Source organism: Streptomyces sp. NPDC104226, assembly GCF_055584085.1.
Window position 1 is genome coordinate 517,994 of the sequence record NZ_JBVJMS010000005.1, and the last position, 21,859, is coordinate 539,852.

At 73.3% G+C, this 21,859-nt stretch carries 16 protein-coding genes; 10 read left to right on the forward strand and 6 right to left on the reverse strand.

Translation table 11 applies throughout. The features are described 5' to 3' along the window. Positions 1 to 2 precede the first annotated feature (2 nt). Positions 3 to 539: a hypothetical protein gene (locus tag ACZ60J_RS18800; protein WP_469683121.1), complete on the forward strand. Its 537-nt coding sequence runs from the start codon at positions 3 to 5 to the stop codon at positions 537 to 539. 26 nt (positions 540 to 565) lie between these two features. Next, complete coding sequence (locus ACZ60J_RS18805; RefSeq protein ID WP_469683122.1) at positions 566 to 1,108, forward strand: hypothetical protein; 543 nt, start codon at positions 566 to 568, stop codon at positions 1,106 to 1,108. Here the strand turns inward: ACZ60J_RS18805 and ACZ60J_RS18810 are convergent. Together ACZ60J_RS18810 and ACZ60J_RS18815 are read right to left on the reverse strand one after the other, a co-directional pair. Beyond that, positions 1,105 to 1,614 (reverse strand): SUKH-3 domain-containing protein, encoded by a 510-nt coding sequence (locus ACZ60J_RS18810; RefSeq protein ID WP_274553056.1) that lies wholly within the window; start codon positions 1,612 to 1,614, stop codon positions 1,105 to 1,107. The genes ACZ60J_RS18805 and ACZ60J_RS18810 overlap by 4 nt on opposite strands. A 5-nt stretch (positions 1,615 to 1,619) precedes the next feature. Next, positions 1,620 to 2,273, reverse strand: a complete 654-nt coding sequence (locus tag ACZ60J_RS18815) for a YwqJ-related putative deaminase (protein ID WP_469683124.1) — start codon at positions 2,271 to 2,273, stop codon at positions 1,620 to 1,622. A gap of 230 nt (positions 2,274 to 2,503) precedes the next feature. On the opposite strand from ACZ60J_RS18815, the gene ACZ60J_RS18820 reads away from it, so the two are divergent. The 3 genes from ACZ60J_RS18820 to ACZ60J_RS18830 all read left to right on the forward strand — a co-directional run bounded on the left by ACZ60J_RS18820 (position 2,504) and on the right by ACZ60J_RS18830 (position 7,166). Continuing rightward, the gene (locus ACZ60J_RS18820; RefSeq protein WP_469683126.1) at positions 2,504 to 3,577 is read left to right on the forward strand and encodes an SMI1/KNR4 family protein; all 1,074 of its coding nucleotides are present in this window, start codon (positions 2,504 to 2,506) and stop codon (positions 3,575 to 3,577) included. A gap of 7 nt (positions 3,578 to 3,584) precedes the next feature. After that, on the forward strand, positions 3,585 to 6,167 hold the full coding sequence (locus ACZ60J_RS18825) for an SUKH-4 family immunity protein (RefSeq protein WP_469683128.1): 2,583 nt from the start codon (positions 3,585 to 3,587) through the stop codon (positions 6,165 to 6,167). Positions 6,168 to 6,293: 126 nt separating this feature from the next. Further along, positions 6,294 to 7,166: a DivIVA domain-containing protein gene (locus tag ACZ60J_RS18830; protein ID WP_469683130.1), complete on the forward strand. Its 873-nt coding sequence runs from the start codon at positions 6,294 to 6,296 to the stop codon at positions 7,164 to 7,166. Positions 7,167 to 7,315: 149 nt separating this feature from the next. On the opposite strand, the gene ACZ60J_RS18835 is transcribed toward ACZ60J_RS18830, so the two are convergent. Both ACZ60J_RS18835 and ACZ60J_RS18840 read right to left on the reverse strand, forming a co-directional pair. After that, the gene (locus ACZ60J_RS18835; RefSeq protein WP_469683132.1) at positions 7,316 to 8,236 is read right to left on the reverse strand and encodes a hypothetical protein; all 921 of its coding nucleotides are present in this window, start codon (positions 8,234 to 8,236) and stop codon (positions 7,316 to 7,318) included. 90 nt (positions 8,237 to 8,326) lie between these two features. Beyond that, entirely contained in the window at positions 8,327 to 10,057 is a 1,731-nt protein-coding gene (locus tag ACZ60J_RS18840; protein ID WP_469683134.1) for an MFS transporter, read from the reverse strand. A gap of 352 nt (positions 10,058 to 10,409) precedes the next feature. Here ACZ60J_RS18840 and ACZ60J_RS18845 point away from each other — a divergent pair, with 352 nt between their 5' ends. The 3 genes from ACZ60J_RS18845 (at position 10,410) to mfd (ending at position 17,524) form a co-directional block, all read left to right on the forward strand. After that, entirely contained in the window at positions 10,410 to 11,186 is a 777-nt protein-coding gene (locus ACZ60J_RS18845) for an ABC transporter ATP-binding protein (protein WP_469683136.1), read from the forward strand. Next, positions 11,183 to 13,756: an ABC transporter permease gene (locus tag ACZ60J_RS18850; protein WP_469683138.1), complete on the forward strand. Its 2,574-nt coding sequence runs from the start codon at positions 11,183 to 11,185 to the stop codon at positions 13,754 to 13,756. Before ACZ60J_RS18845 ends, ACZ60J_RS18850 begins: the two co-directional genes overlap by 4 nt. A 231-nt stretch (positions 13,757 to 13,987) precedes the next feature. After that, positions 13,988 to 17,524: a transcription-repair coupling factor gene (mfd, locus tag ACZ60J_RS18855; protein WP_469683139.1), complete on the forward strand. Its 3,537-nt coding sequence runs from the start codon at positions 13,988 to 13,990 to the stop codon at positions 17,522 to 17,524. A 131-nt stretch (positions 17,525 to 17,655) separates the two neighbouring features. Here mfd and ACZ60J_RS18860 read toward each other — a convergent pair whose 3' ends face one another. Further along, complete coding sequence (locus ACZ60J_RS18860) at positions 17,656 to 17,817, reverse strand: Rv0909 family putative TA system antitoxin (protein ID WP_469683141.1); 162 nt, start codon at positions 17,815 to 17,817, stop codon at positions 17,656 to 17,658. Between the two features lie 111 nt (positions 17,818 to 17,928). Here ACZ60J_RS18860 and ACZ60J_RS18865 point away from each other — a divergent pair, with 111 nt between their 5' ends. Further along, the gene (locus tag ACZ60J_RS18865) at positions 17,929 to 18,645 is read left to right on the forward strand and encodes an HNH endonuclease family protein (RefSeq protein WP_469683142.1); all 717 of its coding nucleotides are present in this window, start codon (positions 17,929 to 17,931) and stop codon (positions 18,643 to 18,645) included. A 119-nt stretch (positions 18,646 to 18,764) separates the two neighbouring features. Here the strand turns inward: ACZ60J_RS18865 and ACZ60J_RS18870 are convergent, their stop codons facing one another. Further along, positions 18,765 to 19,475 (reverse strand): hypothetical protein, encoded by a 711-nt coding sequence (locus ACZ60J_RS18870; RefSeq protein ID WP_469683144.1) that lies wholly within the window; start codon positions 19,473 to 19,475, stop codon positions 18,765 to 18,767. Between the two features lie 142 nt (positions 19,476 to 19,617). Between ACZ60J_RS18870 and ACZ60J_RS18875 the strand changes: the two genes are divergently transcribed. Beyond that, positions 19,618 to 21,801: an N-6 DNA methylase gene (locus ACZ60J_RS18875; RefSeq protein WP_469683145.1), complete on the forward strand. Its 2,184-nt coding sequence runs from the start codon at positions 19,618 to 19,620 to the stop codon at positions 21,799 to 21,801. Positions 21,802 to 21,859 lie beyond the last annotated feature (58 nt).

A 21,859-nucleotide genomic window follows, 5' to 3' on the forward strand; every position in this document is an offset into this window, starting at 1 on the left:
GGGTGGCCTGGGATCCGGTGGCGGAGCTGACGGACGAGGAGCGCGAGAACTTCGGGCGGCACGAGGAGCGCCCGGAGCGGTTGTGGCTGAACGTGCCCGGGCCGTTCTGGACAGGTATGACGGACAACTGCTGGACCGGGCGGATGGAAGCCCCGGACAACGTGCTGTACACGGCGGAGAGCGCGTACTGCACCGAGTACGTGTTCCGGCAGCCGAGGAATCCGGCGGAGGTGCGGGCGGTGGCCGAGGCCGCCTGGGCGGATCCCGTCGGGGAGTACTTCTGCGACGGCGACCTGTTCTGGACCCCGGCCGACGTGCGCCTGTGGTGGGCGGACCGGGGGCGGGTCGTTGCGCACCTGGCCGAGTCGCTCGCGGACTTCGGGGAGGGCGGCACGGTCGCCGACGCCGATGCGGCCGCCGGCGTACGGGAATTCCGGGCGTATCTGGCCGGCGCCCTCGGCGGGGATCTGCGGGCGTATCTTTTCCGGCTGGAGGAAGGCCGGTATCCGGAGGTCGGGGAGCGGCTCCCGCGGCTGTGACGCGGGGCGACTGGGGGGAAGTGGGGATGACGGTGGGCTGGGATCCGGTGGCGGAGCTGACGGACGAGGACCGGAAGCTGTTCCAGGGGCGGTGGGAGAAGAAGCTCTGGCTGAACGTGCCGGGCCCCTTCTACACGGGCGAGACCGACACGTGCTGGACCGGACGGCTGAACGCGCCCGGCAACGTGATGTACGCGGCGAGCACCGAGGGCACCCTCGAGTACGTCTTCCGGCAGCCGCGGAACCCGGCCGAGGTGCGCGAGGTCGTGAACGCGGCGGACGAGGAGCCCTTCCAGGAGTACGCGTACGACGGGGACCGCTGGTGGACCCCGCAGACCGTGCGCCTGTGGTGGGCCGGGCGCGGCCGGGTCGAGGAGCACCTGGCGCTCACCCTGGCCGAGTACGGGGACAGCGTCCATCCCGCCGACCGGGACGCCGCCGTGGGGGCGCGCGAGTTCCGGGCCTACCTGGAGGGCGGGCTCGCCGCCGATCTGCGGGCCTACCTCTTCCGGCTGGAGGAGGGCCGCTACCCGGTGGCCGGGGAGCGGCTTCCGGAGCTCGGGGGTTAGCCCGTCGTCAGGCGGGTCGGCTGGAGGCCGGTCAGGAGGAGGGTGAGGGCCTCGTCGAGGCTCGCACCGAGGTACCAGTCGCCGGTGTGGTCCACGCAGTAGACGCGGCCCTCGCGGTCGAGGGCGAGGTGCGAGGTCCCGTCGGCCTCGACGCCGAGCGGGCAGAGCTGCGTGGAGAGGGCGCGGCCGAGGTCCGCGAAGGTCCGGGCGAGGTGGAGCCCCGTGAGGGGGTCCATGCGGATCGCGGTGGGCGCGATCTGGCGGCCCGGCCCCGGGGCGGTGACGGTGAGGTTCCCGAACTCCGCCCAGGCCTCGACGGCGGCCGGGAAGACGGTGTGCCGGTGCCCGGCGGGGGTGGTGTGGTCGCGCAGGGCGTCGGCCCAGTACTCGGCCTGCTTGATGTCCCAGCGGCCCGGCTCCCAGCCTGCGGTGCGCAGGGCGGAGTCCACGGCGACGGGGAAGCGGGTGGCCGAGGAGCGGGCGTACGAAGCGGAAGCGGTGGTCATGGCGGCTACTCGGGGTGGGAGAGATCGACGGGGCGGACGCCGAAGTGGGCGAGGAGGGCCTCGCAGGAGCGGCAGGGCGGTGCGTAGCTGCCGTGGAGCGGGTCGCCGTCCTCGCGGATGCGGCGGGCGGTGATCTTGGAGTGCTTCAGCGAGCGGCGGGCCTCGCTGGGGGTGAGGGGCTTGCGCGAGGCGCGCTTGCTGCGGGCGCCCTCCACGGTGGCCAGGTGCCGGGAGAGCAGGATCGCCTCCGGACACCGGCCGGTGAAACGTTCGCGCTGGCCGCTCGTGAGGGTGTCGAGGAAATCCTGTACGAGGGCGTGCAGTACGGGGGGCTGGTCCGCCTTGCCGGCGGTGCCGGTGAGGGTTTCGCCGCGGACGGACAGGGCGGCCGCCACGGTGGGGAGGATCCCGTCCCGGCGGAACCGCAGCGTGGGCACGGCCGGGCGGCCGTCCCCGCCGCCCCAGCGCAGGCGGGGATCGCCCGCGCCCTGGCCGGCCGCGGCGCCGGGCTGCACCGGGATGGCCGCCGGGCCGCCGGTCGCCGCCGGGCCGCCCGTCGAGGCGGGGTCGCCGGAGCCGGCGGGGTCCGCGGATCCCGGGGCTCCCGTGCCTCCTGAGTGGGCGTCGGCCGCTGCCGTACGTGCTGCCGTGTTCTGCATGGTTGCGCTTTCCCTCCCGTGGCCGCGGTGCTGACCGCTGTCGCGCACGCCCCCGTGCTGCGGGGACAGCCTGTCAAATGTCTCCTCGCCTGTGGAAGCGGGGTCGAATATTCGTATCAATTCGGATCTTCCCGGCCGTCCCGCGGGGTCCCCGCACACGCGCGGGTGACGTCCTCGCCGGAGCACATAGGCTGTGGTGAACCAGCCGGATCCAGCAGGGGGCTACCGCCATGACGACAGGTCGGCTCGGGCATCAGGCCGCGCCACCCAACTCCGCTTACGCGGGGCAGGTCGTGCATTTCCCGGACCCCGTCCGGGCAGCGCGCCACCCCCACGGAGTCCGCATCGACGCGAACGGACATCCCGACCTCGCGCCGTACGCGCGCGCGGCCGTCGAGATCGCCGAACCCCCGGAGGGCTTCGGCGTGGACGAGCTGCGCCTGACCGACTGCGTGTCCGCGAACGCGGCCATGCGGGCGACCGGCCACGAACTGTGGGACACGGTCGGCCCGGTGTCGACCCCGCACGGCTGGACCTGGCACCACGTGGCCGGCACGCGCCGGATGGAGCTGGTCCCCGTGGAGGTCAAGTGCCTGCTGAGGCACCACGCCGGTCTGGCGACGGCGGCGGTGGACCACGGCAAGCGCGGGACGCGGCCCCTGCAGGAGGTGCGCCCGGTGCACCTGGGACTGCCCAAGACGGTGGTCTCGGTGTCCGAGCAGCAGGTCCAGGGCGTCGAGGAGGACCTCGGCTACCGGCTCCCGGAGGCCTACCGCTCCTTCCTGAAGGCGGCGGGCGGCTGCGCACCGACGGGCACGGGGCTCGACGTGGAGCTGGGCCTGCTGGTGGACCAGCCGTTCTTCACGGTGCGCGAGGAGGCGGCGGTCAACGACCTCGTCTACGTCAACAAGTGCCTGCGGGACCACCTGACGAAGGACTACCTGTGCGTGGCCTTCGCCCAGGGCGGGCTCCTCGCCGTGAAGGTGCGCGGGGAGGCCGTCGGCTCGGTCTGGTTCTCTCCGTACGACGATGCGCGCGACCAGGACGGCTGGTCGGTGCAGGAGCGCGTGGAGCGGTTGCTGCTGCCGTGCGGTACGGATTTCGACGCCTTCCTGGAACGCCTGGCGGGCAATCCGCCGGAACTGGAAACGGTGGCCGGTCTGATGGTGGACGGCGGATTCGCGCGCTCGGTTCCCGTGTCGGGTCGGGGCCGAGGTCAGGGCCCGGGACCGGGTTCGGTTCCCGGTTCGGCGGAGCGTTCGGTTCCGGGTGCCGGGCCGGCAGCGGCACCGGTGGAAGGGTGACGGCGCGATGGTGACGTTTGCGCAGGCGCAGGAGCGCGCCGAGGAATGGATCAACGGGGACGTGCCCGCGTACCAGCACCGCGAGGTGCGCGTACGGGAGTTCGGACTCGGTTTCGTGGTGTGGGCGGAGGACCGCCCCGCGGGCCCGGTGTCCGGGGGCGGCCGGCAGCGGCTCGTCATCGCGCGGGACAGCGGGGAGGTGACGCTCTGGCCCGGCCTGCCGGTGGGTGAGGTGATCCGCCGCTACGAGGAGGAGTACGGGGCGTCGGCCGCGCAGGCCGAGGCTTCGGTGCCGGTGCCGCGCATCGACTCGGAGCAGACCTCGTTCATGCTGAGTCCGCCGGAGTGGCTCCAGGAGGCGGCGGACCGGGCCGGGATCCCGGCGGCTCCGGCCGCCCCCGCTGCCCCTGCTGCTCCCGCGACCCCGGCGGCTCCCTCGGCGCCGGTCGGGCAGGCGGCCGCGGCCGCCTCCGGGGCGGGCTCTTCCGGGCCGGATCCGGAGCCCGTGCCGCTGCGCCGCGGGGGAGAGGTCCCCTACGAGCCGACCGCCAACGACGGGGTGCCCGCCGCGGTCCCGATCGGGGCCACGCCCTGGGCCGGGACCGATGTGAACCCCGGTGCGGACTCGGTGTCCGTACCGCTGCCGGCGACGGTGTTCGCGCCGCCGCTGTCCGGGTCGGACCTGGACGACGCCCCGGCGTCGTCGGGGCCGGGCCCGGAGGCGCGCACGACCCTGATGCCCAGGGGCAGCGAACTGCCGAAGACCGCCGTCGTGCCCGCGCTGGACCCGGAGTCGGGGCGGGGTCAGGCGTCCGGTTCCGGGTCGGCATCCGGGCAGGGCCCGTCGGCCGGTTCGGGTTCCGGGTCCGGGTCCGGTTCGGTGTCCGGCGGGGACATCGCCGATGCGCCGACGAGCAAGGCCCGGGTCAACCGGCCCGGGGCCCCCGCGCCCGTGACCCCGCCGGGTCCGCCCGGTGCGCCGGGTGGCGCGGAACCGCCTTCGTACGCCGCCACGATGCTGGCCGCTCCCGGTGGCCCGCAGCAGCCGGGTCCGCCGGGTCCTCCCGGTGTTCCGGGTGCGGGGCAGCCGCCCGCGCCGCCCGGTCCTCCCGGTGTGCCCGGGGGTGGGTTGGATCATGCCGCGACGATGCTGGCGGGTCCGCCCGTGGGCGGGCAGCCGGCGCCTCCCGGTCCGCCGGGTGCTCCGGGTGCGTCCGGTGGGCGCGGGGACGCGTACGCCGCCACGATGCTGGCCGGTCCCGGCGGACCCCAGCAGCCGGGTCCGCCGGGTCCTCCCGGTGTTCCGGGTGCGGGGCAGCCGCCTGCGCCGCCCGGTCCTCCCGGTGTGCCCGGGGGCGGGTTGGATCATGCCGCGACGATGCTGGCGGGTCCGCCCGTGGGCGGGCAGCCGGCGCCTCCCGGTCCGCCGGGGGCTCCGGGTGCTCCGGGTGCTCCGGGTGCGTCCGGTGGGCGCGGGGACGCGTACGCCGCCACCATGCTGGCCGGTCCCGGTGGACCCCAGCAGCCCGCTCCGCCCGGTCCTCCCGGGGTCCCGGGTGCCGGGCAGCCGTCCACGCCGCCCGGTCCCGTGCCGCAGGCCCCCGCTCCCGGGGTCCCCACGGTCGGCCCCGGCTACCAGGCCGTGCTCCGCTACCGCGCGCCCGACGGATCCGAGCAGCAGCTCATCCGCCGTTCCGCGCCCGGTACCCCGCACCCGGAGTGGCAGATCCTGTACGAGCTGCGGGCGATGAACGTGCCTCCGCAGCAGGTGCTGGAGCTGCACACCGAGCTGGCCTCGTGCGAGCTGCCCGGAGGCTACTGCGCGCGCATGATCCGCGAGACCTGGCCGCAGGTCCGGATCACCAGCGTGGCCCCGTACGGGACGGACCACGCGGGCCGGCAGCAGGGCATGCGGCACCTGCTGACCCACCAGGGCGAACTGCACCAGGTGGCGGACGGACCGGCGCGCCCCGCGCCGGTGCGCGCACCGCTGCCGCAGGTGCCCCTGCAGCCGGCGATCCCGCTCGACGCGATCGCGCAGGAACTGGCGGGGGCGTTCGGGCCGCAGGGGGTGTTCCGCTTCGAGCAGCGCGCCGTGTCCCGGCAGGGCGTGCCGGAGATCGTGGCGCAGACGCTGATGTGGTCCGGACTGCCGGTCGATTTCGGGCCGTTCTTCTGGGCCCAGGCCGTACCGGGCGCCCCGCTGCCGACGCTGGCCGAACTGGCGGCGCAGCGGCAGGTGCAGCCGGCCTCGGACGCGGGCTCGTACCTGGTGGTGGGCAGCGACTTCGGCAAGGCGCTGTGCGTGCAGTACGGGACCGCGCACATCGTGGCCGTACCGGTGGAGAGCGGTCCGGGCGGGGCGCCGGTGCCCCCGCAGTTCGTCAACTCCTCGCTGCCGCAGTTCGTACGGTCCCTGGCGATGCTGGGTCACATGTGGCGGCTGCGCCAGCACCTGACGCCGGAGCAGGCGGGCCGCTGGACCGTCGACTTCCAGGCGAACCTGGCAGGGCTCGACAGTGCGGCGCTGGCGTCGCCGGAGAACTGGTGGTCGGTACTGCTGGAGCAGATGTGGGACGGGCTCCTCTAGCCGGTACCCGCTGATCCGGATGGCCGGGTCGAGACCCTCGAACAGGGTCTCGGCCCGGCCATTCGGGCTTCCGTGACCAAATGACGCATCCTTGGCAGGAACCCCCGCGAGAGAGGCGCTTCCAGGATGAGTGCACCCTTTACGACCGTGCGTGGCCGTGGCTACCGGGCGGAAGAGGTGGACCGGTACCTCGCCAGGCTGTCGGGGAGCCGGGACGAGGCCTGGGAGAGCGTGGCCCGGCTGACCGCGCTGGTGCAGCAGATGGAGGCGGAGGCGGAGCGGCTGCGCGCGGAGGTCTCCGGGCTGGCCCCGCAGACGTACGAGGAGCTCGGCGAGCGCGCCCGCCGGATCCTGCTGCTGGCCGAGGAGGAGTCCGAGACCCTACGGGGCGACGCGCGGGCGGACGCACTGGCGGCGGCCGGCGCCGCCGAGGCGCACGCCGACCGGACGGCGGAGCTGGCGCGCGGCGACGCGGAGGCGGTGCGCGAGCAGACCGAGGTCAGGGCCCGGCAGGCACTGCTGCGGGCGGGGCGCGAGGCGGACGACGCGCGGACCGAGGCGCGGGACGACGCGGCGGCCTGGCGGGCGGAGGCGCAGGCCGCGCTGGCGGACACGGCCCGCAGGGCGGACGCGCTGCTCGCGGAGCGCGAGCAGGAGCACGCGGAGCGCCGGGACGCGGCGGAGCGGGAGATGGCGGCGCGGGAGGCGGAGCTGGCGTCCCGGCACGCGGAGCTGGAACGGTACGCGGAATCCCGCCTGGCGGAGGCGAAGCGGGCCTTCGCACAGGCCCAGGAGACCGCCCGGCACGGCCAGGAGGACGCCGAGGCGAGGGCGGCGGAGCTGATCGCGGAGGCGCGGGTGCGGGAGGAGCGGGTCGGGCGGGAGACGGACCGGATCCTCCGGGAGCACGGGGAGTCCCAGGACGAGATGCGGGCCCACATGAACCACGTCCGCTCCAGCCTGGCCGCCCTGACGGGCCGCGCCCCGGCCGAGGGCTGACCCGGAGGGGGCTGGATTGCCCGCAGGGCAATTCCAGCCTCGCCGGCGTTTGAGGCGCGGGGTCTGGGGCGGAGCCCCAGGGGGTCCGGGCGTAGCCCGGGGAACGGTGGAAGGGCGGGTAGGGGACTCTGCGCCGCGCAGCGGGCCCGTCAGGAAGGCTGCGCCGACCGCTGCTCGGGCCGCTGCTCGGGCGGCTGGTCGGAAGGCTGCGCCGGCTGCGGGGCGGGCGGCTGCTCGGAGGGTTGCTCGGGCAGCGGCTGGGTGGGCGGTGGGGCGTACGGGGACGGGTCGCTGCGGAGGCCGTGGGTGGTGACCACCACCGTGAAGGCGGGCGCCGCCGCCGCGGGGAGGTCCGCGGTCAGGGCCCCGGCAGGGGTGACCGTCGTAGGGAGGGCGGTCCCGTCCACCTCGACCCGCGGGTTGTCCCCGAAGCCCCCGCCCTCGACCGTCAGGAGACCGTCCGTCACGGACACCCTCGTGATCACGGGATTCCCCCGCACCGCCACCTTGTTCAGGAGATAGGCCCCGGCCGGCGCCCCGGTCAGCGCCCACATCTCGGCGGGCAGCTTCGGCAGCCCGCCGCCCACGTCCGTCAGGAAGAACGCCACCACGTACAGCATCGTGACCGCGCTCAGGGCGACGTACTGCAGGTCGACGAGGTCGGTCCGCCCGCCGTCGTTCGAGATCAGGTCGTGCACCGGGCGCCGCTCCGTGCCCTTCGGCGCGGGTTTGGCCATGGAGCCCCGCTCCACCCGCATGCCGACCACCGCCTTGGCCGCGATGAGGGCGGCGTACGGGCCTCCGAGCAGCGGGAGGTAGACGGTCGTCAGGGAGGACAGCGGCCCCTCGGGGCCCTGGAACCACCGGACGCCGCCGCCCGCGGTGAGCCCGTAGCCGAGGGTCGCCAGGAGCAGCCAGACGAGGATCACCGTCCAGGCGAGGGCGAGCGTGGTCGAGGTGGAGAGGCGCCCGTCGCGGCCGGTGACGAAGCCGGGGTGGCGGAGCAGGCGCAGGACGATGGGGCCCGCCAGGGCGGCGAGTAAGGCGAGTGCGAGCAGCGCGGACGTCATGTGTGGTCCCCCCGGGAGTGCGGCGTCTCCACCGAGGGTTGCCGACTCAACCCGGGCATGACAAGTTCCCGGCCTCTCCGCGGCGTCGGCTCAGCCCTCCCGCTGCTCCGGCAGCACCGGGAACCGGCGCGGCGCCACCAGCAGCAGCACCAGCGCCGACGCGGCCGCCGCCAGGCTCGCGCCGAGGAAGATGTGGTCCCCGGCGGCCGCCACCGCCCGGCGCAGGTACTCGGAGGCCTCCGGGGGAAGGAGTCCGGGGTGGCTCAGGGCCCGGGACGCCTCGTCGAGGTCCGAGGGGAGCCCGGGCACGGGGGCCTGCGACAGCCGGGAGGCGATGGTGGCGTTGGCGACGGCCCCCAGCAGCGCCGCTCCGACGCTCTGCCCGACGTTGCGGCAGAACAGCACCGAGGCCGTGGTGGTTCCGCGCTCCTCCCAGCCCACCGTGGACTGGACGCCCACGATCAGCGGGAGCTGGAAGAGGCCGAGGGCCGCGCCCAGCAGCAGCATGATCAGCACGGGCTGCCAGACCGGGGCGGGGTAGGGGAGCAGGGCGAAGGAGCCGAGGATGAGGGTGGCCAGGCCGACCCCGGTGGCGGCGGTGTTGCGGAAGCCGATGCGCCGGTAGACGTGCTGTGCGAGGGCGGCGCTGATCGGCCAGCTCAGGGTCATCGCGGAGGCGACCAGGCCGGCGCCGGTGGGGCCGAGGCCCAGTACGGACTGGGCGTACGTCGGCATGAACAGCATCGGGGCGACCATCAGCAGGCCGAGCCCGGCCATGGCCAGGTTGACGGCGGCGATGGTGCGCCGGCGCCACACCCAGCCGGGCAGGATGGGCTGTTCGGCCCGGCGTTCGATCCGGACGACGAGCACACCCAGTGCCGCGGAGGCTCCGAGCAGCACCAGCGAGGGCGCCGACAGCCAGGGCCAGGCGACTCCGCCCTGCACCAGCGCGAACAGCAACAGCCCCCCGCAGGCGAAGACGGCCACGGCTCCGGCCCAGTCGACGGGGCCGGTGCGGCCGGGGGGCCGGGTGGGCTCGACCAGGTGGCGGCTGATGATCCACAGGGCGGCGGCGGCCAGCGGCAGGTTGAGCAGGAAGATCCAGCGCCAGTCGGTGTACGTGGCGATCAGCCCGCCGAGCGCGGGGCCGGCCAGTGCGGAGCCGGCCCAGACCACCGACATCCGGGACTGGATGCGCGGCCGGTCCTTGAGCGGGTAGAGGTCGGCGGCCAGGGTCTGCACGGTGCCCTGCAGGGCGCCGCCGCCCAGGCCCTGGAGGATCCGGAAGGCGATGAGGGCGGCCATGTTCCAGGCGGCCGCGCAGAGCAGGGAGCCGAGCAGGAAGAGGCTGATGCCGAGGAGCAGGACGGGCTTGCGGCCGTAGGTGTCGGAGAGCTTGCCGTAGACGGGCAGGGTGACCGTTCCGGCCAGGATGTAGCCCGAGAAGATCCAGGAGAAGACGGCGAAGCCGCCGAGGTCGCCGACGATCTGCGGGACGGCGGTGGCGACGATGGCGCCGTCGAGGGCGACGAGGCCCATGGTCAGCATCAGGGCGGCGACGACGGCCGTACGGGGCCGCCCGGGCGGGGGCGCGGTCTGCGGACCCGCTCCGGCACCCGGACCCGTACGCGTTTCCGTACCCGCGTCCGTGTGTGCACCCGCGCCCGAGCCCGCGTCCGCACCCGTACCGCCATCCGCGCCCGCCTTGGCGGAGGCTTGGTTTCCGGATCCGGTCCGGTCGGTCCGGTCGGCCCGCTCCTCCTCGGGTATGCCACCGGCACTGTCGTCGGTACTCGCGCCCGTGCTCTCCCCTGACCCCATGAAAAACCCTTCACCCCGTTCTTACCTGCGCGGACACCATCTCACTGCGGCATTACGGGGTGGTATCCCCCGAGGGCGCCTCGTCCCAACGGGCGAGATCCCCTAGGGGTTGGTCCTCATAAGGGTCCAGGGGCCCTTCGTCCCGGGGGAGGACGAGGAAAGGCCGCGGGCGTCCTTAACTGGTCACTACAGGGCGGGAGTCCGGGGGGTAGGGCTAGCACCCCTATGGATACGGCGATTGGCACCAGCGCGCCGCGGAACCCCTCCCGACAGACTTCGAATGAAGCGCATCACAGCGCACGAACCGACGAACCGACGCAGCAGAACGAGGGGAAACACCGTGACAACGGCTATGACCGAAACCAGGCACGGGGGTACTGGAGGGCATGTCGCCGTCGCGGCACGGGCGCGGAAGGTCGTCAAGGCCTACGGCTCCGGCGAGACGCGGGTCGTCGCCCTCGACGCGGTGGACGTGGACATCCACCGCGGCCAGTTCACCGCGATCATGGGGCCCTCGGGCTCCGGCAAGTCCACGCTGATGCACTGCCTGGCCGGCCTCGACACGGTCACGAGCGGCCAGATCTTCCTGGACGACACCGAGATCACCGGTCTGAAGGACAAGAAGCTCACGCAGCTGCGCCGCGACCGGATCGGCTTCATCTTCCAGGCCTTCAACCTGCTGCCGACGCTCAACGCCCTGGAGAACATCACCCTCCCCATGGACATCGCCGGCCGCAAGGCCGACGCGGAGTGGCTGAACCGGGTCGTGGAGACCGTGGGTCTGGCGGGTCGCCTCAAGCACCGTCCGACCGAGCTCTCCGGCGGCCAGCAGCAGCGCGTGGCGGTCGCCCGCGCCCTGGCCTCCCGGCCCCAGATCATCTTCGGCGACGAGCCCACCGGAAACCTCGACTCCCGGGCCGGCGCGGAGGTCCTCGGCTTCCTGCGCCGTTCGGTGAACGAGCTGGGCCAGACCATCGTCATGGTCACCCACGACCCGGTCGCCGCCTCCTACGCGGACCGCGTCATCTTCCTCGCGGACGGCCGGATCGTGGACGAGATGTACACGCCCACCGCCGACCAGGTCCTGGACCGCATGAAGGACTTCGACGCCCGTGGGCGGACGTCGTGACCGTCATGAAGACCGCGCGGCGCAACTTCTTCGCGCACAAGGGACGCATGGCGCTCTCCGCCGTGGCCGTCCTGCTCTCCGTGGCCTTCGTCTGCGGGACGCTGGTGTTCACGGACACCATGAACACCACCTTCGACAAGCTGTTCGCCGTCACCAACTCCAATGTCACGGTCACCCCCAAGGAGGCCGAGGAGACCGGGGAGACCCCCGACACCGGCAAGCCGCAGGCGCTGCCCGCCTCGGTGGTCCAGCAGGTGAAGAAGGCCGAGGGCGTGAAGTCCGCCGAGGGCGGCGTGGCCTCGACGGCGGTCACCGTCGTCAACGCCAAGAACGAGAACCTCGGCTCGACCACGGGCGCCCCGACCTTCGCGGGCAACTGGACCGAGAACGAACTGAAGTCCATGAAGATCATCGAGGGGCAGGCTCCGCGCGGCCCCACCGACCTGATGATCGACAGCGACACGGCGAAGAAGCACCACCTGGGGCTCGGTGACGACATCCGCACCATCACCGTCAACGGCGACATCCGCTCCAAGATCACCGGCATCGCCGCCTTCACCGTGACCAACCCGGGTGCGACCGTCGTCTACTTCGACACCGCCACCGCGCAGCAGAAGCTGATCGGCACCCCGGACGCCTTCACCCACGTGAACGTCACCGCCAAGGACGGGGTGAGCGACACCCAGCTCAAGGCGAACGTCGCCTCCGCCCTCGGCGCCGACACCTACAAGCTGCAGACCGCGAAGGAAGCCGCGGACGCCAACAAGAAGAACATGGACTTCCTCGACATCATGAAGTGGGTGATGCTCGGCTTCGCCGCGATCGCCTTCCTCGTCGGGATCTTCCTGATCTTCAACACGTTCTCGATGCTGGTCGCCCAGCGCACCCGCGAGATCGGCCTGATGCGGGCCATCGGCGCGAACAGCGGCCAGGTGCTCAAGTCGGTGGTCATCGAGGCCTTCCTGCTCGGCGTGGTCGGCTCGATCCTCGGCGTCGGCGCCGGCATCGGCCTGGCCGTCGGCCTGATGCAGCTCATGAGCCAGATGGGCATGAGCCTGTCCACCGAGGACCTCACCATCGCCTGGACCACCCCGGTCATCGGCATCGTCCTCGGAGTCGTCGTCACCGTCGTCTCCGCCTTCATACCGGCCCGCCGGGCCGGCAAGGTCTCCCCGATGGCCGCCCTGCGCGAGTCCGGCACCCCCGGGGACAAGAAGGCCGGCCGGATCCGCGCCGCCATCGGCCTGACCCTCACCGGCATCGGCGCCGCGGGCCTCTACCTCGCCTCCACGGCCGACGCCGCAGGCACCGGAGCCCAGTGGCTCGGTCTGGGCGTGCTCTTCACCCTCATCGGGTTCATCGTGATCGGCCCGCTGCTCGCCGGCGTCGTGGTCAAGGCCCTGTCCGCTCCGGTCCTGCGGCCCTTCGGCTCCGTCGGCCGCCTCGCCGAGCGCAACGCGCTGCGCAACCCGCGCCGCACCGGCGCCACCGCCGCCGCGCTGATGATCGGCCTCGCGCTGGTCGCCTGCCTGTCGGTGGTCGGCTCCTCGATGGTGGCCTCGGCCACCGACGAGCTCGACAAGTCGGTCGGCGCGGACTTCATCGTCCAGTCGATGACCGGGCAGCCGGTCGTACCGCAGGCGGAGGAAGCGCTGCGCAAGACCTCCGGCCTGGCGCACGTCACCGCCTACCGGGAGGTCGACACCAAGATCACCGCCCCCGACGGCACCACCGAGGCCGACGGCCTCGGAGTCCAGGACCCCACGTACGCCCTGGACGTCCGCCGCAAGGTGACCGCGGGCGAGCACGCGGACGCCTACAAGCCGGGCTCGATGTCGGTGGGCTCCGAGTACGCCGCCAAGCACCAGGTCAAGCTCGGTGACGAGCTGACGGTCGCCTTCACCGGCGGCAAGACCGTCAAGCTCAAGGTCGCGGCGATCACCAGCGACGAGAGCAACCTCGACAAGGGCATGAAGTACGTCAGCACCGCAGTCGCCGAGGCGAACCTGCCGGCCGACAAGATGCCCCGGCCCTTCATGGTGCTGGCCACCGCGAAGGACGGCCAGGACGACGCCGCCTACGCGGCGGTCAAGTCGGCGCTGGCCGAGTACCCGCAGTACCAGGTGCTCAACCAGACGGACTACAAGCAGGCGCTGAAGGACCAGGTCGGCCAGCTCCTGAACGTGGTCTACGCCCTCCTCGCCCTCGCGATCATCGTCGCGGTCCTGGGCGTGGTGAACACCCTGGCCCTCTCGGTGGTCGAGCGGACCCGCGAGATCGGCCTGATGCGCGCCATCGGCCTCTCCCGCCGCCAGCTCCGCCGCATGATCCGCCTGGAGTCCGTGGTCATCGCCCTCTTCGGCGCCCTGCTGGGCCTCGGCCTGGGCATGGGCTGGGGCGCCACCGCCCACCAGCTCCTCGCGCTGGAGGGCATGAAGATCCTCGAGATCCCGTGGCCCACCATCCTCGGAGTGTTCGCCGGATCCGCCCTGGTCGGCCTGCTGGCCGCCCTGGTCCCCGCCTTCCGGGCGGGCCGGATGAACGTACTGAACGCGATCGCCAGCGAGTAGTCGCCGGCCGGTCGTACGGGGGAAACGACCCGGCCCCGCCCCACCCTCCCGGGTGCGGCGGGGCCGCGGTCGTTCGCCGGCTCCGTCACCCCCACGGGGACCCGGATCCCACGCGCGGGTGTCGGAGGCGCGTCGTAGGGTGGGAACCCCCGGCCCGTTCGACGTGTCGGGTCCTTCGCGTTGCCGCTCCGCGGGGACGCGCCGCACCTCATCGGATGGAAAGCCGCCTTCATGAGCCTGCACGGACTGCTCGACGCCGTCACCCGGGACCCCGCACTCGCCGAGGCGGTCACCGCGGCCGGGGACGGCAACCGCATGCACGTGGACCTCGTCGGCCCGGCTGCCGCGCGGCCCTTCGCCATCGCCGCGCTGGCCGCCCGTACCGAGCGGACCGTGCTCGCGGTCACCGCCACCGGGCGGGAGGCCGAGGACCTCGCCGCCGCGCTGCGCTCCCTGCTGCCGCCCGACGAGGTGGCGGAGTACCCCTCCTGGGAGACGCTGCCGCACGAACGGCTGAGCCCGCGCAGCGACACCGTGGGCCGCCGGATCGCCGTCCTGCGCCGGCTCGTGCACCCGAGCAAGGACGACCCCGCCGCAGGACCGGTCTCGGTGGTCGTCGCCCCGATCCGCTCCGTGCTCCAGCCGCAGGTCAAGGGGCTCGGCGACCTGGTCCCGGTGAGCCTGCGCCAGGGCGAGAGCGTGGACCTCGGCGCGGTGACGCAGGCACTCGCCGCGGCCGCGTACGCCCGCGTGGAGCTCGTCGAGAAGCGCGGCGAGTTCGCGGTGCGCGGCGGGATCCTCGACGTGTTCCCGCCCACCGAGGAACACCCGCTGCGCGTGGAGTTCTGGGGTGACGAGGTCGAGGAGATCCGGTACTTCAAGGTCGCCGACCAGCGCTCCCTGGAGATCGCCGAGCACGGCCTGTGGGCCCCGCCCTGCCGGGAACTGCTCCTCACCGACGAGGTGCGCGAACGCGCCGCGGCCCTCGCCGAGCTCCACCCCGAGCTCGGCGAACTGCTGCACAAGATCGCTGAGGGGATCGCCGTCGAGGGTATGGAGTCCCTGGCCCCGGTCCTGGTCGACGACATGGAGCTGCTGATCGACGTACTGCCCGCCGGGGCGATGGCCGTGGTCTGCGACCCGGAGCGGGTCCGGACGCGGGCCTCGGACCTGGTGGCGACCTCGCAGGAGTTCCTGATGGCCTCGTGGGCCGCCACCGCAGGCGGCGGCCAGGCCCCCATCGACGTGGGCGCGGCCTCGCTGCGCGGGATCGCCGACGTACGGGAGCACGCGCGCGAGCTCGGCATGATGTGGTGGTCGGTGTCCCCGTTCGCCGCGGACGAGGACGCGGCCGTCGGCAGCGACACCCTCACCCTCGGCATGCACGCCCCCGAGGCCTACCGCGGCGACACCGCCCGGGCGCTCGCCGACACCAAGGCCTGGATCGCCGACGGCTGGCGCACCGTCTACCTGACCGAGGGCCACGGCCCGGCCGCCCGCACCGTCGAGGTGCTCGGCGGGGAGGGCATCGCGGCCCGCCTGGAGGCGGACGTCACCGCCCTGGAGCCCTCGCTGGTCCACGTCTCGTGCGGCGCCCTCGACAACGGCTTCGTCGACCCGGCCCTCAAGCTCGCCGTGCTCACCGAGACCGACCTGACCGGCCAGCGCACGGCCACCAAGGACCTCGGCCGGATGCCGACCCGGCGCCGCAAGTCGATCGACCCCCTCACCCTGGAGGTCGGCGACTACATCGTCCACGAGCAGCACGGCGTCGGCCGCTACATCGAGATGGTGCAGCGCACCGTGCAGGGCGCCACCCGCGAGTACCTGCTCGTCGAGTACGCGCCGGCCAAGCGCGGCCAGCCCGGCGACCGCCTCTACATCCCCACCGACCAGCTGGAGCAGGTCACCAAGTACGTCGGCGGCGAGGCCCCGACCCTGCACCGGCTCGGCGGCGCCGACTGGACCAAGACCAAGGCGCGCGCGAAGAAGGCGGTCAAGGAGATCGCCGCCGACCTCATCAAGCTCTACAGCGCCCGCATGGCGGCCCCCGGCCACACCTTCGGCCCGGACACCCCCTGGCAGCGCGAGCTGGAGGACGCCTTCCCGTACGCGGAGACCCCCGACCAGCTCACCACCATCGCCGAGGTGAAGGAGGACATGGAGAAGTCGGTCCCCATGGACCGCCTGATCTGCGGCGACGTCGGCTACGGCAAGACCGAGATCGCCGTGCGCGCGGCCTTCAAGGCGGTCCAGGACGGCAAGCAGGTCGCCGTCCTCGTCCCGACCACGTTGCTGGTGCAGCAGCACTTCGGCACCTTCTCCGAGCGGTACGCGCAGTTCCCGGTCAAGGTGAAGGCGCTGTCCCGCTTCCAGACCGACACCGAGTCGAAGGCGACGCTGGAGGGGCTGAAGGAGGGCTCCGTCGACATCGTCATCGGCACGCACCGGCTGTTCTCGCAGGAGACCAAGTTCAAGGACCTGGGCCTGGTCATCGTCGACGAGGAGCAGCGGTTCGGCGTCGAGCACAAGGAGCAGCTCAAGAAGCTGCGCGCCAACGTCGACGTGCTGACGATGTCCGCGACCCCCATCCCGCGCACCCTGGAGATGGCGGTGACCGGCATCCGCGAGATGTCCACGATCACCACCCCGCCCGAGGAGCGCCACCCGGTCCTGACCTTCGTCGGCCCCTACGAGGAGAAGCAGATCGGCGCCGCGATCCGCCGCGAGCTGCTCCGCGAGGGCCAGTGCTTCTACATCCACAACCGGGTCGAGTCCATCGACCGGGCGGCCGCCAAGCTCCGCGAGATCGTGCCCGAGGCGCGCATCGCGACGGCGCACGGCCAGATGTCCGAACAGGCCCTGGAACAGGTCGTGGTGGACTTCTGGGAGAAGAAGTTCGACGTCCTGGTCTCGACGACGATCGTCGAGTCGGGCATCGACATCTCCAACGCCAACACCCTCATCGTCGAGCGCGGCGACAACTTCGGCCTCTCCCAGCTCCACCAGCTGCGCGGCCGCGTGGGCCGTGGCCGCGAGCGCGGGTACGCGTACTTCCTGTACCCGCCGGAGAAGCCGCTGACCGAGACGGCGCACGAGCGGCTCGCGACGATCGCCCAGCACACCGAGATGGGCGCGGGCATGTACGTGGCGATGAAGGACCTGGAGATCCGCGGCGCGGGCAACCTGCTCGGCGGCGAACAGTCCGGCCACATCGCGGGCGTCGGCTTCGACCTCTACATCCGGATGGTCGGCGAGGCCGTGGCCGACTACCGGTCGGCCGTCGAGGGCGGAGTGGAGGAGGAGCCGCCGCTGGAGGTCAAGATCGAGCTGCCGGTCGACGCGCACGTTCCGCACGACTACGCGCCGGGCGAGCGGCTGCGCCTCCAGGCGTACCGGTCCATCGCGGCGGCCAACTCCGAGGAGGACGTCAAGGCGGTCCGCGAGGAGCTCACCGACCGCTACGGCAAGCTGCCGGAGCCGGTGGAGAACCTGCTGCTGGTGGCCGGACTGCGGATGCTCGCCCGTGCCTGCGGGGTCGGCGACATCACCCTCCAGGGGCCCAACATCCGCTTCGGCCCGGTGGAGTTGCGCGAATCGCAGGAGCTGCGGCTGAAGCGGCTCTACCCGGGCTCGGTGATCAAGCCGGCCGCCTCGCAGGTGCTGGTGCCGCGGCCGAAGACCGCCCGGGTGGGCGGGAAGCCGCTGGTCGGACGGGAACTGCTGGGCTGGACCGGGGAGTTCCTCGCCACGATCCTCGGCTCGTAGGCGGGCTCGTAGGCGCGGCCCGCAGGCAGGGCCCGCAGACACGGCGACGCAGGCACGGCGAAGCAGACACAGCGACGGCCGCGGCGGGAACCTTCCGGTCCCCGGTCGCGGTCGTTCGCGTTCCCGCTGGGTTACTTGTTCGGGTCGTCGTCGATGCCGAGCTTCTCTTCCATCTGCTGCTGTGCCTTGTCGACTTGGTCGGCGTACTTGTTGCCGGTCTTGTCGTTGATCTCTTGTTCGAGGTTGTCGGAGATGTCCTTGCCCTTGTCCTTGAACCTGTCGAAAATCCCCATGCTCGGGCTCCTTCCGTTCATCCCGTTTGCGACGCTACGCCCGTTTGGGTCGGTTCGCTCGCTGGAGCGTCGGAACGTCCCGTAATGCCCTGGAGTTTATGATCTTGTCCCATGCGTCCCCACCTGCTGTTTCCCGCCCTGCTGCTCGCCTCCGCCGTCGCCCTCTCCGGCTGTACGGCGCTCCCCGGGTCCGGCGCCGGTGCGGGTGCGAACGCGCCCGGGCCGGCCAACGGCCCGGTGGCCCTGGCCTCGGTGGACGGGCTCGCGGTCAAGGGGCGGGCGCCGAAGACGGGGTACGCGCGCGAGCGGTTCGGCAAGGGCTGGCCGGACACGGACGGCAGCGGCTGCGGGACCCGCGAGGACATCCTCAAGCGGGACCTCGCCCGGACCACCTTCGAGGACGGCTGCAAGGTGCTGACCGGGGTACTGGAGAAGGACCCCTACACCGGGGCCCGCATCACGCACGAACGGGGCCGCACCGGTGTGGACATCGACCACATCGTGGCCCTCTCCGACGCCTGGCAGAAGGGAGCCGGCGGCTGGGACAAGGGCAAGCGCATCGCCTTCGCCAACGATCCGCTGAACCTGCTGGCGGTCGACGCCGCGGCCAACCGCAAGAAGGGGGACGGTGACGCGGCCACCTGGCTCCCGCCCGATCGCGGGTACCGCTGCCGCTACGTCGCGGCCCAGATCGCGGTCAAGCAGAAGTACGGTCTGTGGATCACGGCCGGTGAGCGCGACGCGATGAAGCGCGTCCTGACCGGCTGTCCCGGGGAGCGCCTGCCGACCGGGGGCAACCCCACCCGCCTGCCGGAACGGCTCCGCTGATCCACCCCCGGATCGGGTCCCGGGCCGCCCTGTGGGCCGGGCCCGGAACACCCCCCTGCATCAGGTCCTGGGCCACCTCGTGGGTCGGGCCCGGACCACCCCCTGCATCAGGCCTGTGGTCAGGCCTTCTTCCAGTCCTGGCAGTCGACGGTCGTGAAGAAGCCGTCCCCGGCCTCGATCGTTACGACGGCCTGCCCCTCGGGGTTCTCGTTCGCGATGATCGTGTCGACGCTGCCGGACGCGTCCTTGGTGCGCTCCCAGTAGCAGCCGGTGCCGTCCTCGGTGGAGCCCGCGGACTTGTAGGTGCCCGGGGCGACGTCGACGCCGACCTTGAGCATGCCGGCCTTGCCGGACATCTCGGCCTTCGGGGTGCCCGTGGCCTTCGGGTCGACGAGCTCCCAGCCCTTGCAGCCCTCGGTCTTGAAGATCTTGTCGGTGGCGACGATGGCCACGTACGTGGAGCCCACGGCGTTGGCGTTGTCGATGATCGACTCCGCCTCGCCCTTGGAGTCCTTGGCGCGCTCCCAGTAGCAGTTGTCGTCGGCCTTGTTGCCCGTCGAGCGGTAGAGGCCCGGCTGGACGTCGGAGCCGACCTGGAAGGTGCCGCTGCCCTTGATGGCCGACTTGGCCTTGCCCGCGTCGGGGGCCGGGGCGCTGCCGCTGCTCGCCGCCGCGGGCTTCGAGGCGGCCGCGTCGGCGCCCTTGTCGGCGGCGGTGTCCGTGCCGCTGCACGCGCTGAGCGCCACGAGGGCGATGGCCGCTCCACAGCCCGTCAGGACCTTCGTGCGGGCGGTGCGGGCGGTCCAACTGGTGCGTGTGGTCCGGGACATGTGTGGCTCCTGCCTGATCTGACGACCTGTTCGGTGTGATCATCACAGCAGAGCCTGTGAACCGAGTCAACGAGTTTTTGAGGGGCTGTTAAATTCACACTGTGAATGGGTCTCTCCTCTTTGCAGCGGTATGCTCGCGCACATGCCGGAGCAGAAGCCCCCCACCGAGGCCCCAGCCACCCCCACAGCCCCCATAGGCCCTACCGCCCCCGAAGACCCTGCCGCCCCCGAAGCCGCCCCCGAGGTCACCGCCGCGGAGATCGCCCGCCTCGCCGGAGTCGGCCGCGCCGCCGTGAGCAACTGGCGCCGCCGCCACCCCGACTTCCCCCGCCCCGTCGGCGGCACCGAGACCAGCCCCTCCTTCGCCCTCGCGGAGGTCACCGACTGGCTCCGGACCCAGGGCAAGCTCGCCGAAGTCCCGCTGCGCGAGCGCGTCTGGCAGTACGTGACCGCCCACCCCGGCGGCTCCGTGGCCGCGCTCGTCAAAGCCGGGAGCGCGCTGCTCCTCGTACGCGACCGGCCCAGGGAGTGGCTGGAAGCCGCGGCCGTCTCCGACGAGCGGATGGCCACCCTGCTGGCGCCCGCCCTCGACCGGGTGCTCGCCCTGCGGTTCGGGCCCGCGCACCCGCTCGGAGCCACCGCCCCGCTCCCGGCCGCCTCGGTGCCCTTCCTGCGGGCCGCGGCCGACCTCGCCGCCGAACTCGGCACCAGGGGAGCCTTCGAGTTCCTGCTCGGCCGCCACCTCGAAGCCAACCCCCGCCAGTACACGCTCACTCCGGACGGCCTCGCCGTCCTCATGGCCGCCCTCGCCGCCCCCGCCACCGGCGCCGCCGGCCCCGCACCCTTCACCGTCCTGGACCCGGCCTGCGGCACCGGCACCCTGCTGCGGGCCCTCCCCGGGGCCACCACCCGCTACGCGCAGGACAGTTCGCCCGAGCTGGCCTCCCTCGCCGCCCTGCGCCTCGCCCTGCAGTCGGACGCGCCGGTCCGCGCCGCCGCCGCCGACAGCCTGCGCGCCGACGCCTTCGCACGGCCCGCCGCCGAACCGGTCGACGCCGTGCTCTGCCACCCGCCGTTCAACGAACGCAACTGGGGCCACGAAGAGCTGGCCTACGACCCGCGCTGGGAGTACGGACTGCCGGCCCGCGCGGAATCCGAACTCGCCTGGGTCCAGCACGCCCTGGCCCACCTGCGCGAGGGCGGCACCGCCGTCCTCCTCATGCCGCCCGCCGCCGCGGCCCGCCGCTCCGGCCGCCGGATCCGGGCCGACCTGCTGCGCCGGGGCGCGCTGCGGGCCGTCGTCGCCCTCCCGGCCGGCGCCGCGCCCCCGTACGGGATCCCGCTGCACCTGTGGGTGCTGCGCAGGCCCGCCCCGCAGGCCGCGCCCCCCGCGGGGCTGCTCCTCGTGGACACCGCCGCCCTCGGCACCGAGGGGCAGGGGCCGGGCCCGGGGCGGGCCGGGTGGGCCGCCGTTCACAGCGCGGTGGAGGAGGCCTGGACGGCGTACGAGCGCGGCGGCCGGGGCCCGGACGCGGCGGACGTCCCGGGCGTGCGCCGCGTGGTGCCCGTCGTGGACCTGCTCGACGACGACGTGGACCTGACCCCGGCCCGCCACCTGCCGCCGCCCGCCGCGGGCGGCGGCCCGGCCGAGCTGGCCGCCGTACGGGACCGGCTGGACTCCACGCTGACCCGCGCGGCCCGGCTCACCCCGCCCGCTCCGCCCACCCCGCCCGCCGACGCGAAGGACCGGCCCGCCGCAGTGCCGGCCCGACTGCCGCTGACCACGGTCGGCGAGCTCGCCCGCGCCGGAGCCCTGCTCCTCCACACGGGCACGGGCACCGGCGCGGGCCGGGCCCCCGTCCTGACCGAGTACGACGTGAGCGCCGGCACCGGCCCCTCCGGCACCCTGGCCGCCGCCGCGGAGCAGCCCCTGCTGACCGCACCCGGTGACGTGGTCGTCCCCCTCACCGGGGGCGCCGGCGTGGCCCGCGTGGTCGACGAGGCCACCGCCGGGGCGGCGCTCGGCCGGGGCCTGCAGCTGCTGCGGCCCGACCAGGCCGCACTGGACCCCTGGTTCGTGGCCGGGTTCCTGCGCGCCACCGCCAACAACCGCCGCGCCAGCAGTCACGCCTCCACCACGACCCGGCTCGACGTGCGCCGCCTCGAACTGCCCCGGCTGCCACGGGCCGAGCAGGAGGTGTACGGGGCACGGTTCCGGGCGCTGGCCGAGTTCGAGGACGCGTTGAGGCTGGCCGCGCGGCTCGGGGAGCAGCTCGTCCAGGGCCTGTACGACGGTCTGTCGGACGGCACGGTCCGGCCCGAATGAGCCCGCGGCGCCCGGCCGGGCTGCGACCGTACAACGGTTGAGCGCATCCCCTCACCCC